The following is a 14,364-nucleotide window of genomic DNA, read 5'->3' on the forward strand; positions in this document are numbered from 1 at the left end:
GCGAGCAAGCTCGCTCCCACAGGTATTTCCCACAGGTATTTTTTCAGTGTTTGCTCCATTGGGATCAGGGCATGCGCCTGCGCCGGTTCTTGTGGCGAGGGAGCAAGCTCCCTCGCCACGGGGTTCACTGCTGTGACGGCTAGCGTGCCTAGACCACCGACGACAACACAAACGACGTCACGGTGTTCTCCACTCCCGGCAGCGCCGAGATCTCTTTCCACACCTTGTGCACCCGCTCCGGGTTCGCCGCGCCGACCCTCAGCATCAAATCAAACTCGCCGCTCATCACATCGCACTGCAGCACTTCCGGCATGGCCTGCAACGCTTGCAACACCTCGGCGCCGCGCATGCGGTCGTAGCGGTAGACGAAGATCACGGCGTTGATGTTCGACGACGCTTGCGCGCCCTCCCCCGTGCGCACCGTATACCCTTGGATCACGCCGTCGCGTTCGAGGCGTTCGATGCGTTGGCGCACGGCGTTGCGCGAGAGGTTGACCTTGGCCGCCAGTTCGGCGTGGGCGGCGCGGGCGTTGAGGTGCAGTTCGGCGATGATGCGTTCGTCGAGGGGGTCGAGGATTCGCTTCATGGGGCCTCCGGTTATAGCGAGCCGAGCAGTTGATGGAGGGCAGCGAGGTCGTCCGGCTGGATGCGATGGATCTGCGCCGGGCCCTGCTCGGCCATCGGACGTTGTTGCGCCACTACGGGGATCCCCAACTCACCGAGCAACACCGCCGATTTAATCGGTGAGATCTCGCCCAGGGTCACCATCGGCGCCACCAGGCTGCGGCGGTACAAGCGCGCCGCGAGCACGCCGGTGGCGGTGTGTGGGTCGATGACATAACCGGTGTCGCGGTACAACGAAGTGATCTCGTTCAGCGTCTGCTCATCACTCACAGCGTAGGAGTCGATGATCATCCGCGCCTGCAGCCAGAACTCGTTGCCAATGCTCATTTCGCCGTCGGTTTCGAAGGTGTGCATCAGCGCGCTCACGGCCTGATCGTCGTGCCCATAGAGCTCCCAGAGAAACCGTTCCAGGTTGGAAAAAATCGACAAGTCCATGGCCGGCGACAGGGTCTTGCTGGCGCGCAATCGCGAGTAGTGGTTCTTCAAAAAGAACTGATGCAGCGCGTCGTTCTGGTTGGTGGCGACGATCATTTGCGTGATCGGCAAGCCCATCTTCTGGGCGATGTAGCCGGCATAGACTTCGGCAAAACTCGCCGCCGGCACGCTGAAACCGATGGGCCGCTGACCGCCGCCCAACTGCAGCACGGCGTGAAAATAAAACACCAACTGCGCCATGACGCTGACCCAATTGCTGGAGTTGAAACTGATCGCCGCATGCTGGCGGAACAGTTGGGTGACGAGGGTCTGGCATTCATCGAAACTGCCCACCACGGCGACTTGATGCACCCGCGGGTGCGCCGTCGCTTGCAGGTCTTGAAGTTGGTCTTGCGGTACGCCGGCCTCGGGATAGATCACCACCACGTCGGTTTCGTCGCAATGCTTGAACGCCTCGATGGCGGCCAGGCCGGTGTCGCCGTTGGTGACGCCCATCACCACCGCGCGGCGCCCGCGTTTGCGCAGGAAGTACTGCACCAGCCGCGCTTGCAGCTGCGCGGCAAAGTCCTTCGAGGAACGGGTCGGGCCATGGAACAACTCCAGGACCCATTCGTTGCGATCCACCTGATGCAGCGGCGCCAGGGAGCGATGGCTGAACTGGCTGCCGGCCTCCTTGAGCAAGCGCTTGAGGTCGGCCTCGGGGATCGCCTCGCCTACGAACGGGCGCATCACTCGGTAGGCCAGTTCGTCGTAGGACAACGTCGACCAATTAGCGATGTCCTGGGGTTCGAACAGCGGCAGTTCCACGGGGACAAACAGCCCGCCATCTTCGGCAATGGCCGACAGCACGACTTTTTCGAAATCGACCTGCACGGTGGAATTTCGGGTACTCACGTAGCGCATGGTCAACTCCGCAAACTCAGATAAAACAGCTCATTTGAAACGATGCGCCTGCTCCACCAGCCAGGTGGAAAACCGTGCCGCGTCCGGGTGTTGCTCGGCCCCGGAACTGCGCACCAGGTAGAACGATTCGCTGGCTTCGATGCGTTGGGCGAAGGGTTCGACCAGGCGTCCGTCTTCCAGCAATTCACTGACCATCGACGACCGCGCCAGGGCAATGCCCTGCCCAAGCTCGGCCATGCGCAAGGTGCAGACCAGCGTGTCGAATTGCATGCCGGTCGAGGAATCCACCGAGTCGGCACCGACCATTTTCAGCCAGTAACCCCAGCCTTCTTCATAACCCAGCACGTGCAGCAGCGGATGCTTGGCCACGTCCGCCGGCACCTTCAGCGTCGCCATCAAGGCCGGCGAGCACACTGGAAACAAGGTGTCCCAGGTCAGCCGTTGCGATACGAGGCCGGGCCATTGGCCATGGCCCCAGCGAATCTCCATGTCGTCTTCGCCGTCCAGTTCCTTGACCCAGATGTTGCTGATGTAGCGGATGTCGACGTGGGGATGGGCCTGGCGAAAATCCACCAGTTTCGGCGCCAGCCAGTGCACGAAAAACGCCAGACTGCCGCGCACCTTGATCGGCCGGCGCTTGTGCTGGCCGAAGATTTCGTTGGTGCCCACCGCCAGACGCGTGATCGCGTCCTGCACCACTGGCAGGTAGGCCTGGCCCTCTTCCGTCAGACCGAGGCCACGGGGCAAGCGCTTGAACAGCGCCACACCGAGGTGACTTTCCAACTGGCGGATCTGCTGGCTGACCGCGCCCTGGGTCAAGAATAATTCGTCGGCGGCGTGGGTGAAGTTCAGGCAACGGGCGGACACTTCGAACGCCCGCAGCCAGTTCAACGGGGGTAACGTTTTTTGCTTCATGCTCTTACCTCGCTGACCCCCACGCACCGGGCACGTTTGCCCGCCCGTCGATGCGGTTTAAAACGCGTCGGACGGTTGTGCCACGAGGGCAACCGACAAGCGTCGCTCGCGGCTTTTGCGGGTAATGTAATACACGAAGTAACACCAGGCGATGAATGGCAAGCCGAAGTACAGCGCCACTCGCTGTTCAGGGTCGAAGGCGATGCCGATGCACGCCAGGCTGCAGCACACCAGCGCACCCAGCGGCACCCACGGATAACCGCGGACGCGGAACTTGAGGTCGCGAATGTCGCCGCCGTTGGCGACGTAGTGACGGCGAAAGCCGATCTGGCTCGCGGCGATGCTCATCCACACCACCACCACGGCCAGGCCGGAAATCGACACCAGCGCCAGGTAGATGGTGTCGGCGGCAAACACACTGCTGAGCAGCGACGCGGCGCCGCCGGCCATGCTGACGATGATCGCGTTGAGCGGCGTGCCCATGCGGGTCAGGGCCGAGAACTGCTTGGGCAGGTGGCCTTGGTCGCTGAGGGTCCAGAGCATGCGCGAGGCGGCGTACAAGCCGGAGTTGGCCGCCGACAACAGCGCAGTGATGATCACGAAGTTCATGATGTCGGCGGAATACGGAATGCCGATGTAGGTGAATACGGTGACGAACGGACTCTCCACCAGACCGGCCTGTTCGCGAGGCAACAACGTCGCCAGGACAAAAATGGTTCCGACGAAAAACACCGCCAGGCGCAGCACCGTGGTGCGGATAGCGCGCGGCACGTTGCGTTGTGGGTCCTTGGTTTCGCCAGCGGCGATGCCGATCAGTTCCGTGCCAGAGAAGGCGAAGGACACCGCCAGCAGCGTCATCGCAATCGGCATGAAGCCCGTAGGAAAAAGTCCTTCGCGAGTGAAGTTACTTAACCCGATGCTGTGGGCCTGGTCGATGTTCAACAGGCCGAGAATCGCACCACCACCGATCAGCAGGAACACCACCACGGTCAGGACTTTGATCAACGACAGCCAGAACTCGGTCTCGGCGAACAAACGCACCGACACCACGTTGGTGAGGAACACCACGCCGGCAAACAGCGCGCTCCAGATCCACACCGGGGTGTCGGGAAACCATCGGGTCATGAGGATGCCGGCGGCGGTGAACTCCGAACCGATGGCCACCGTCCACGTCAGCCAATACAGCCAGGCCACGGTGTAGCCAGTGCCGGGGCCGAGGAAGCGCGTGGCGTAGGTGCTGAAGGAACCGGTTACCGGCATCTGCACTGCCAGTTCGCCGAGGCACATCATCACCATGTAGACCATGAGCGCACCGATGATGTAGGCGATCACCGCCCCCATCGGGCCGGCCTGGTTGACGGTGTAGCCGGAGGTCAGGAACAGCCCGGTGCCGATCACGCCGCCCAAGGCCAGCATGACGATATGGCGCGTCTGCATTTCCTGCTTGAAGCCGGTCCGCGTATTCGTTTGTTGTTCTGTTATGGACATGGTTGTTCTCATGAAATGTCAGGGCGCGCATCGACGTCTACGCGAGTCAGACAAGCGCCGCTGAGCTTTTATTATTATTCCTATTCATGAACGCCCCGCTGACAGCCTTGTCGCGGGGTATCAACTTTCAAACTTCAGCTTGCCGTCTCGGTGTGGACTTCATTGAGTTGCGGATCGAGGGTCTTTTTGACGAAGGCGAAGGCCTGTTTCAGATCGTCCAGCAGATCGTCGGTGTCTTCGATGCCCACCGAAACCCGCACCAAGCCTTCGGAGATACCCAGGGCCAGGCGTTCTTCCAGGGTGTTCTCGACATGGCTGGTGGTGCGGGCCGGGCCGTAGATGGTTTCCACCGCGCCCAGGTTGCCGGCGCAGTGGGCGAAGCGCAGGCGTGGCAGCAGCAACTTGACCGTGTCCATGCCGCCGACCAGGACAAAACTGACGATGGCGCCGAAGCCGGACATCTGTGCACAGGCGATGGCGTGGTTCGGGTGGCTGGGCAAGCCGGGATAATTCACGGCTTCCACCAATGGTTCGGTGCAGAGGAATTCGGACAGGGCCCGGGCGCTGTGTTGTTGCTGGCGCATGCGCAGCGCCAGGGTCTTCATGCCACGGATGATCAGGTAGGCCGAGAACGGGTCGAGGCTCGCGCCGTTGATTTCCCGGTAGTGCCGCACTTGGGCCATCAAGGCTTCGCTGCCACACACCAGGCCACCAAGCACGTCGCCATGGCCGCTGAGGAACTTGGTCGCGCTGTGAATCACCACGTCCACGCCCAAGGCCAGCGGGCTCTGGTTCAGCGGCGTGGCGAAGGTGTTATCGGCCACGACCAAGGCGCCGACACGCTTGGCCGCCGCCACCAGGCGCGGGATGTCGAGAATTTTCAGGGTCGGGTTGGTGGGGGTTTCCAGGTACAACACCTGGCAGCCCTTGGCGATTTCACGCTCGAGGTCATCGTGGTCGAAGGTCTCGCACAGGGTCACTGCCACGCCGGTGCGCGGCAGGAACTCTTCGAAGATTTTGTTGGTGCCGCCGTAACTGTCCTTGGTCGACACCACCCGATCGCCATGGGCCAGGAAGGTGTAGAGCACGCTGCTGATCGCCGCCATGCCACTGCTGAAGGCCACGGCAGACTCGGCCATTTCCAGCTCGCGGATCTTGGCTTCGAGGGTCTCGACGGTCGGGTTGCTCATGCGGCTGTAGATAAAACCGGGGGCCTTGCCCAGGGCGACGTCGTACCAGACGTCGATGTCGTCGTAACCGTACGCGGCACTGGCCACGATGGGGGTTTGCGTGGCGTTGTAGGGATGCCTGACTTGCTCCCCACCCCAAACCGCCCGGGTGCCGGCGCCGGCATTATCAAGCCCTGTGCTGTCAGGTTTATTGTTCATCGAGGCTACTCACACTGAGGGGGTGGACGTTGAGCCATCCACCGGATCTGAGGGCCAATATAGGGAAAAGCCGGGCGGGCGAGAAACGATGTTATCGGTGCCAAAGGGGTGGTTTTTTTAATGGCTGGAGGCGAAGTCGCGACACGTAAGGTCACTGATGATACCTGTGGGAGCGAGCCTGCTCGCGATGGGGTCAGGTCAGCCACATTGATGGCGACTGACACAGCGCTATCGCGAGCAGGCTCGCTCCCACACTGGAAATTGTGATGGCATCGGGAATGCGTGAACGCCAGTCCTACAGGCGACCGCTGACTTAAAGGCTGCACGAATCATCGTGGCGAGGGAGCTTGCTCCCGCTCGGCTGCGCCGTAGGAGCTGCCGAGCGAAGCGAGGCTGCGATCTTTCCAAAGCCAGTTGAGTATCAAGCGAAAGATCAAATCAAAAGATCGCAGCCTTCGGCAGCTCCTACCACGGCCCAGCGGGAGCAAGCTCCCTCGCCACAGGTTCAGCGTTTTTTCAGACGTCCAAGGGCTTTCGATCAACACCCAGTCACTGATTAACCTGTGGGAGCAAATCACGAACCAGCGCCCAAAGACTGCAACCAGTGCTGATGATAGTCAGCCTGCTTTGTAATATCGTTGGTTAAGCCCTTATCTTCATAATCAAAAATATTGACTACGTCATCTTTACCTGCAGACTCTCCCCAACGAACTTCGTAAGCAACTACGCCACCAGCCATTTGTGAGGACATCCGCGAGGGGTACACATTTATTTTGGCTCCTTTGCATAAAAACTTTACATCCGGAAAATCTTTTCTAACCATTCCCAAGCACAAATACAAATCCGCTGCTGTGTAATTTTTCACTAATCCATCTGGCATCGTCACAGTCATGGCCATAACTTTTCGATCACATTCAAAAATCGCACTCTTAACGACGCCATCAATTTCAACTTTCACTTCTCTAGAAGTCATATCCTCACCTGCCAAAATTTGGTATTGAGTAGCCTACATAGGATCCATCTTCATTCACTGGCGTTGCCCCTACTATGTCTTTCCTATCAACGCCTCCAGGCACAGCTATTTCCACTTCTTTTCGATGCGGCGACATCAAACCCAGTTTCTTATTCACATCGATACCCGGCACATTTTTTAACACGTACACGTATCCTGACTCATATCCAAAACCAGTCGCAAATTTTATTGCCTCAGCCTTTGAAGTGGTTGTACTTACATAAATACTAGGCGGATTTCGGTTATCTTTAGCATGCAAAAATAGATCGGTACTAAATCCTAACGGCTCGAATCCTGCCTCAAATATTTCCCAAGGCTCTCGTGAATCCCCTCGATAGGTATAGATATCTTTTGGCTTAGTTTGAGGGAGCTTCGACTCACCCTCATCCACCCCAACCTTACCCGCCGGATCCTGATCCCCAACCGCCGGCCTACACCCACCCTTCCCCGGACAATCCACCAACCCCAACGGATCCACCCATCCCGTCGGGTTCAGGGTGTACCGGTACCCATTGAGCCCACCCGCCAACTTGCTCGGGTCGGGCGTCAAATAGCGACCAGTTTCAGGATTGTAGTAGCGGTGCCGGTTGTAGTGCAGGCCGCTTTCGGGGTCGAAGTATTGGCCCTGGAAGCGCAGCGGTTGCTCAAGCTGTTCGCCGTCGCCGTGCCTGAGTTCGGTGACTTTGCCGTAGCCGTTGTAGCGCGCCGACCAGACGATCTGGCCGGCGGGGTTGGTCAGTTCCTGGGGCGTACCCAGGCGGTCGAGGTGGTAGTAGAACGGGCGCGCGTCGTGGCCTTCACCGTCGAGCATCGCCAGCGGGCGGAAGGTGCCCGGTTCATAGACGTAGCTGCGGTGGTGGCGCGGGCTGTTTTCAGCGACGAGCTGGTCGCCCTGCCAGAAAAATTCCGTGGTCAGGCCGTCCACGGTCTTGCTGATGCGTCGGCCGAAAGCGTCGTAGCGGTAGGAGGTTTCGCAGCCGTCGGCCGTGGTGATGCCGACCAGGCGGTGTTGGCTGTCGTAGCGGTAGGCGCTGACCAGGGACTCGCCGCGGCGTTCGCGTATCAGGTTGCCGAAGGTGTCGTAGTCGTAGTGGCGGTCGCCCTCCTTCAGCAGGCGGTTGCCCTTGAGGGTGGTCGGGCCGGGGCGGTCCTGCATCAGCAGGTTGCCGGCCGGGTCGTGGCTGAAGTGTTCCGGCGGCTCGCTGTGGGAAAAGTCGATGCGGGTCAGGCGATCTAGAGAATCGTACTGGTAGCTGCGGCGGTTTCGGTGGTCGGAAAGGGTTTGCAGGTTGCCCTTGGGGCTGTAGATATAGTCGCGCCAGAGCAGTTGCTGCTGTGGGTTCTGCCACACGGTCTGGGCCTTGAGGCGGCCCTGTTCGTCGTACCTGTAGTCGCTGAGCAACTGACCTTGCTGGCGCTGTCGTTCGCGGCTGCCGTCAAAGCGGTGTTCGGTCAGGCGTGCGCCGTTGAGATCGATGGCGGTCAGCGCACCGCCCGGGGCGTGGTGGTAGTCGAGTTGGCTGTCGTCCGGCAGGCGCAGGTGATTGAGGCGCCCGCAGGCATCGTAGCGATAACGCAGGGTGCCCCAGCCCTGGTGCTCAGTGATCAGCCGATCCTGGGCGTCGTATTCGAAGGCCAGCGGATGGTCGCTGCCGTCATCGACGTAGACCAGCCGGCCCAGTTCGTCGTAGCGGTATTCGATAGACTGGCCGTCGGGCAAGGTCTTGAGTTGCAGCCGCCCGGCCGCGTCGCGCTGGTAGCGGGTGACCCATTGCGAACCGTCCTCGCCGTGCTCGGTTTTCTCCAGCAGGTGACCGTTGAGGTCGTAGGCGTAGGCGGTGCGTTGCCCGTCGAAGCCGACTTGCTGTCGGATCAAGCCGCTGGGCGTGTAGTCCAGCTGATATTTTTCGCCAGATTCGTTTTCGATCTCGGTCAGCAACAGCCGCGCCGAGTCGTAGCGATACTTCAGCTCGCTGCCGTCGGGGTTCAGGCGACGGCTGACCAGATGCAGGTCATCGGCGTATTCGTAGCGGGTGGTGCGGCCCTGCTCGTCGCGTTCGGCAATGACCTTGCCGTAGGCGTTGTAGCTCCAGGCCCGGATGGCGCCGGTGGGCAGGGTCACTTGCAGCAGTCGGCCGACGGCGTCCCATTGGTAGTGCGTGAGGGCGCCGTGTTCGTCCCGGCGGCTGAGCAAACGTCCCAGGGCATCGTAGGAAAAACACCGGCGATTGCCGTCGGGCAGGACTTCTTCAGTCAGTTGGCCCAGGCGACTCCAGGTGAAGCGATGTTCGCCGCCGTCCGGGTCGTACCTTGCCAGCAGTTGCCCATGGGCGTCGTAGGCATATTCCGTACGCTGGCCGTCCGGGTCGATGCTGGCGATCACATCACCGTGGTCATTGCGCCGGTAAGTCCACACTGCCTTGCCACGGGAACGGGTGTGCAGGAAACCGTTGCGGTATTCGTAGGAGGTTGGTGCCTCGTCCGGTGGAATCAACGCCAGCAGCCGTCCGACGTCGTCGTAGCGGTATTCGCGGACCGCCCCCAGCGGGTCCTGTTCGGCGATCAGCCGGCCCTGCTCGTCATAGGCCTTGAGGTGTTCGCCGCCGTCGGGCTCGACCTTGCGCACCAGCCGCGCCCGGTCGTCGTGGACATACACCTCCTGGCTGCCATCCAGGTGCCGGACCGTGACACTGCCGTCCTCGCCCCAGGTGTAGCGGCTGTCCATCTGCGCAAACGAGGCCCAATGCCGTACGCAACGGGACGCCGGCCCGACGCCTTGCCACTCCCAATAAAAACTCGCCCCGCCGGCCAATTGCCGCTGGAGGATGACGTGCTGGTCGTCGTAGTCGTAGCGTTCGCTTTCTCCGGCGGCATTGGTCGCTTCGATCAGTCGGAAACGTCCGTCGTAGCGGTAGGACACCAGCGTCTGCTCGGTCCGCCAGGCTTCGTCGAGGGTGATGGCCGGGTGGAAGCTCTGGTAGTCGACGGCGATCAGGTGGCGCTGTTCGTAGCGCAGGCGCAGGGAACGCCCGGCGCCGTTGTCCAAACGGCAGACGTCGCCGTGGATGTTGCGCTGGAGGGACAGGCGGTTGTCGTAGCGGTCGCTGAGGGCGATCAGGTGGCCGTCGCGAAAATGCAGGAACGGCGCGTTTTCCCCCGGTTGGGCGACGATCAGTTCGTCCGGCTCGGCCCCCAGGTAGATTGCTGCGCGGGCCAGGCTGTTGTGGATCGCCGGGCGCTGGGTGGTGGGCAATGGAAAGAGCGTGCGACGGTTTTCCTGGTCGACCCAGGTGACCTGTTCGCCATGGAGTTCCAGGCGATGGGCCAGGGCATGGCTCCAACCACATCCGAGGCCGACGTCCAGGTCGGCGGCGCTGGTGCGGTACAGACGGGTGAAAACGAACGGCAAACGGCCGTCGAGGGTGCCATCGTCGAGGGTCAGCAGTTCTTCGCCGGTGACCATCGACACCGGGCAGCCGCTGGTCTGGGTCTGGGCGGCGGTGTCGGCGCTGTCGCCGTTGGGGTTTTTCGATTGGGCGGGGACGTCGTGGGGTTCGTGTTGGCTCAGGCGGGTAGATGGCCGGGATTTTTCCCGCGCCACGGCGGCCGGATTGCTGACGGACAAGGGGGCAGAGTATTCAGGGGTGATGTGCAAAGGTCCGACAGGCGTCGGTTTTAAAGGCCCGCGCTGGCTGACCACCAACGGCTTGAGCACATCGGCATGCTGATTGAGCCGGTCGGGGGCGAGTTGGCCCAGTCTCAGGCTCGACGCCAGCAACCATTCCCGGGCCCGCTCCGAGCGGACCCGGCCCAATACATTACCGCTCATGCGCAGCCCCAGGCCCAGCCCCCCGGTCAAACGCATCAGCAGGAAATTGATCAGTACCGAGGCGCGCAGCTCTCCGACAACTTCGGCCGCGTACTGAGGCGGCAACATCCGCACCCAACTGTTGAACGCGGCCACGTGGACGAAGAGCAACGGCTCGTCACTCAGCACCATCAGCCCTTTGGCAATCGCCTCGGAGGATGCCTTCAATAGCTGTTCAAGCTCGGCTTGAGTCAGGTACTCCAGCAGTTTTTCGCTGTTGGCCTGCAGATCCGCTAGCAGCCCGAAAACCTGCTTAACGTCGTCCCACAGTTGATGCAGGGCATTCTTGAAACCGCGCCAATCGGCTTGCTGCAACACGTCGTAGCGTTCGAGAAACCCGGCCTCGGAAAACTCCGTCCACAGCGGTTGAAACTGCTCCCACTCCGCTTTCAGCCAGCCCTCGAGTTCGTCGATCAAGCCTTGGTAAGACGCGTACAACGCCTTGACGTGATCAGCCGTGACATGGGGGAAAAAGGTGACGCGATAACGCTGGCCTCGCCAACACTCAGGCACTTCCAGGATGCCGCTTGGGCCGATCACGTGATGGATCGGCTCGCCGAAAATTTCCTGCCCCGGCGCACCACCGATGACCGGTTCCAGCATCACCGGTGTGTCGCCAATCGGCACGAAGCGCGCCGCCTGGAACATGTGCACCAGCGTCAGCGGCCCAGACGCCGGACAGGCCACCACCGTGGCGCTGACGGGTGTGTCCTGGTTTTTCGGTGCCGCGAGGGACACCTCGTGACCGACCTTGAACACTTGCTCAAGATCCAGCGCCCAGCCGGCCCAGAAGCTTTCAGCCCAGGCGTCGTAGTCGTTCAGGCAGTTTCGAAAATCCTGGAAAACCGCTTCGACATCTGGCCGCTCGGGGTCCATGGCAGCCACCACCAACAAGCCAATGGTGTTGTTCAGGGCCAGGAGCTTGTCGGGGGCAAACATGCAGGAATCTCGCGGTGCAGGGACGGACGCGAGACTCTGCCGGGGATGACAGGGGAATTAAGTCAGTGGAAGGGGACGAAGGATGTAGGGCGATTCGCTAAATTTAACGCTTGGCCTTTAACCGAGCGTTTTACAGCGTCCGCATCAACGCTTCGGCGTGCTGACGAAACACGACATAAGCTTCATCAAAGCTCGGACGGACATCGCCAAAAATCAGCGGCATGAGCTTCGCTCCATACTGGCGACGAATCTGCGCATCCGAACTCGCCTGATGGAGGGCGCTCTGCATGACATTTCCCGGATCGTTAGCAAATGGAGGAAACTGCCGACCAAATTCCAGCGCATCAAACTCCACCAGGCTTTTGAATCCGATAGCGGCTCGTTCGCCGACAGCGGGATCGCCGCGGCTTATGCAGTAAACATCATAGATATGCCGCACCAACGTCTCGTCCCACGGCTGGAGCATGGCTCCGGCTTGGTGTTGGGCATAGCGGCGAAGAAACGAAATGACTTTCTCCGCAAGCGTCTCCTCAACCGCTACGCAGGCAATATTGCCTAATCGCCCAGACCTTGCGGCGAGTCGATTGACCAAGTATTCCAGTGGCTGCTGAGTCACTTCAAACTGCGGGATTCGCGCAGTCAGCTCAAGACTTAGATAAGGACGCAAACTGCTGTCATGAGGGTATTGCGGGGCATATTGCCAACGACTGGCGAAGTAGCGGTTTTCATTCCGGGCAACACGCTCTTCCACGATCTCCTCAAAACCGAGCTCGGCGAGGACATGACAAACCTGAGCCTTCAGATTGCTGAGGTGCCGCTTCTGAGCCGAGGCACTCAACACATCAAGATCATTCAGAACGATTTTTAAGTCGACGTCCTCAGACATACGCTCGATCAGTTGGTAAGCCTTCGACAGGCTTGTACCACCGCAAAACACCAGGCGAACACCGGGAAACTGCATGCCCATCAGAGCTTGCAAAGCATCCGTCACATGGACGTCTTTTTCCAGGATGCTAGCCGTCAGCAGTCCGACATCGACCTCTGCCAACACCGCATCGATTAACTCGACCTGTTCAGGCGTGATGATTTTCATAAACGACGTAACGACCACCGAAGCCGAGTTTTCGATTAATACGCCGTGACCCCGTGTCAAAAACGATGCCGGCAGGTAGCTGCAAGCTATCGCTGGCGTTGTATTCACGCGCTGCGCGTCCAGCCGTGATCTTCACGCCAAGCTTTTGCAGAACCAAAGGCGCCAAGACTTCAAGGGGACGAATGGGTATCGGCTTGCCGGTAAGCACACTTGCCTTGGCTTTTGCGAAGACACCCACACCGAGCTTGACCAATACACCGCTAGCCACCAGATGACGCAGCGCTCGGGATACCTGCGCGGGGCTGCCGAAGTCGGAAAATTCGGCGCGTAGAAACACATCGTCCTTTCGCAAGGCGATTGATCTTTTAAGCCGCTCTTCGATAATCATGACTTACCCTCCGGATATCACTTAGCCTTCAAATACCTGTAACACATTGTTTAATAATGAAATTTTAATACAAACAGTGCTCATTGATTTGCTCAGTATAAATCAGAGCTGGAACATCGGCCAATGCAGCCTCGGAACAGAATCGAATGCACAGCGCATATTCGTTTCAGACACAAAACCTGTGGGAGCGAGCTTGCTCGCGATGGCGCTGCGTCAGCTGCCATTGAGGGTGACTGACACTCCGCCATCGCGAGCAAGCTCGCTCCCACAGGGGAACTGCGGTGAGGTTGGGAATGTGTGAACAGTTGCTCTCACAGGCTCCCCTTAATTTAAGGCGGCATGATTCATTGTGGCGAGGGAGCTTGCTCCCGCTCGGCGGTGTAGGAGCTGGCGAAGGGTCGGGCCGCGTTCGGACGATCTTTTGATCTTGTCGACTCAATGGGCTGTGGAAATATCGCAGCCTCGCTTCGCTCGACAGCTCCTACAGGGCCCAGCGGGAGCAAGGTTCCTCGCCACAGGTTTAGCGTTTTTTTCATATCTCCCGGGGTGTCTTGCGCAGATAAACGCGCGAATAGATGCCTACCCGCACGCATTCTCAAGAAATACCCGCCTGCAACCCCTCAACCTATCGTAATCTCGCACCTGTATAAGCCCAGCCCCGCCACCGGCCGAGATCTCACCCCGATGCCCTCCATCTACCAACTCAAGCCCGCCTTTCAAAACCTGCTGCGCCCCATGGTCCAACGCCTCTACGACAACGGTGTCACCGCCAACCAGGTCACCCTGCTCGCGGGCATCGTCTCGGTGTTGGTGGGGGCGGTCATTGCCTGGTTCGCCGACCATCCGTGGATTTTCGTCCTGGTGCCGATCTGGATGTTCCTGCGCATGGCGTTGAATGCCGTGGACGGCATGCTGGCGCGGGAGTTTGGTCAACAATCGCATCTGGGCGCCTACCTCAACGAGCTATGCGATATCATCGCCGACGTTGCCTTGATCCTGCCTTTTGCCTTGTTTGCCGATACCAGTCTCCTGCTCGTGTTGTTGGTCACGCTGTTGGCGTTGTTCAGCGAATACGCCGGCGTGCTTGGGGCAATGGTGGGGGCTTCGCGGCGGTATGACGGGCCGATGGGCAAGAGCGATCGCGCCTTTGTGTTTGGCGTGTTGGCGACCGGCCTTGCCCTGGGTTGGCTCGGGGCACTCTGGGTAAATGGTGTGATGGCGGTGGTTGCCGCCCTGCTGGTTTATACCTTGGTCAATCGGGTCCGTCATGGCCTGGGCCAGGTGACGGAAAACGCTCCCTCAGCATAAGGA

The 14,364-nt window shown here is 60.1% G+C and carries 10 protein-coding genes; 1 reads left to right on the plus strand and 9 read right to left on the minus strand.

Annotation, left to right across the window (positions count from 1 at the left end; genetic code table 11):
- Nucleotides 1-148: 148 nt before the first annotated feature.
- From ACLH0I_RS26005 to ACLH0I_RS26045, 9 genes are all read right to left on the minus strand, one after another.
- Nucleotides 149-586, minus strand: coding sequence for an Lrp/AsnC family transcriptional regulator (locus ACLH0I_RS26005; protein ID WP_411385740.1), 438 nt, complete (start codon nt 584-586; stop codon nt 149-151).
- A gap of 11 nt (nt 587-597) precedes the next feature.
- The gene (gene thrC / locus ACLH0I_RS26010) at nt 598-1,962 is read right to left on the minus strand and encodes a threonine synthase (protein ID WP_411385741.1); all 1,365 of its coding nucleotides are present in this window, start codon (nt 1,960-1,962) and stop codon (nt 598-600) included.
- Between the two features lie 30 nt (nt 1,963-1,992).
- Nucleotides 1,993-2,877, minus strand: a complete 885-nt coding sequence (locus tag ACLH0I_RS26015; protein WP_411385742.1) for a LysR substrate-binding domain-containing protein — start codon at nt 2,875-2,877, stop codon at nt 1,993-1,995.
- 57 nt (nt 2,878-2,934) lie between these two features.
- Nucleotides 2,935-4,365 carry an amino acid permease gene (locus ACLH0I_RS26020; RefSeq protein ID WP_186730268.1) on the minus strand — a complete coding sequence of 477 codons (1,431 nt, stop codon included), beginning with the start codon at nt 4,363-4,365 and terminating at the stop codon, nt 2,935-2,937.
- 134 nt (nt 4,366-4,499) lie between these two features.
- Nucleotides 4,500-5,753, minus strand: a complete 1,254-nt coding sequence (locus ACLH0I_RS26025; protein ID WP_411385743.1) for a cystathionine gamma-synthase family protein — start codon at nt 5,751-5,753, stop codon at nt 4,500-4,502.
- A gap of 574 nt (nt 5,754-6,327) precedes the next feature.
- A complete protein-coding gene (locus tag ACLH0I_RS26030) occupies nt 6,328-6,726 on the minus strand; it encodes a hypothetical protein (protein ID WP_250964865.1) in 399 nt (132 codons plus the stop codon).
- 4 nt (nt 6,727-6,730) lie between these two features.
- Nucleotides 6,731-11,572 carry an RHS repeat-associated core domain-containing protein gene (locus ACLH0I_RS26035; RefSeq protein ID WP_411385744.1) on the minus strand — a complete coding sequence of 1,614 codons (4,842 nt, stop codon included), beginning with the start codon at nt 11,570-11,572 and terminating at the stop codon, nt 6,731-6,733.
- Between the two features lie 130 nt (nt 11,573-11,702).
- Entirely contained in the window at nt 11,703-12,665 is a 963-nt protein-coding gene (locus ACLH0I_RS26040) for a nucleotidyl transferase AbiEii/AbiGii toxin family protein (protein ID WP_411385745.1), read from the minus strand.
- Complete coding sequence (locus ACLH0I_RS26045; RefSeq protein ID WP_411385746.1) at nt 12,646-13,053, minus strand: DUF6088 family protein; 408 nt, start codon at nt 13,051-13,053, stop codon at nt 12,646-12,648. The genes ACLH0I_RS26040 and ACLH0I_RS26045 overlap by 20 nt, the downstream gene beginning before the upstream one ends.
- Before the next feature lie 684 nt (nt 13,054-13,737).
- On the opposite strand from ACLH0I_RS26045, the gene ACLH0I_RS26050 reads away from it, so the two are divergent.
- On the plus strand, nt 13,738-14,361 hold the full coding sequence (locus tag ACLH0I_RS26050; protein ID WP_411385747.1) for a CDP-alcohol phosphatidyltransferase family protein: 624 nt from the start codon (nt 13,738-13,740) through the stop codon (nt 14,359-14,361).
- The last annotated feature ends 3 nt before the right edge of the window (nt 14,362-14,364 follow it).

Origin of the sequence: Pseudomonas sp. MPB03, assembly GCF_046605385.1 — a bacterium.
Classification (GTDB): Bacteria; Pseudomonadota; Gammaproteobacteria; order Pseudomonadales; family Pseudomonadaceae; genus Aquipseudomonas; species Aquipseudomonas zanjanensis.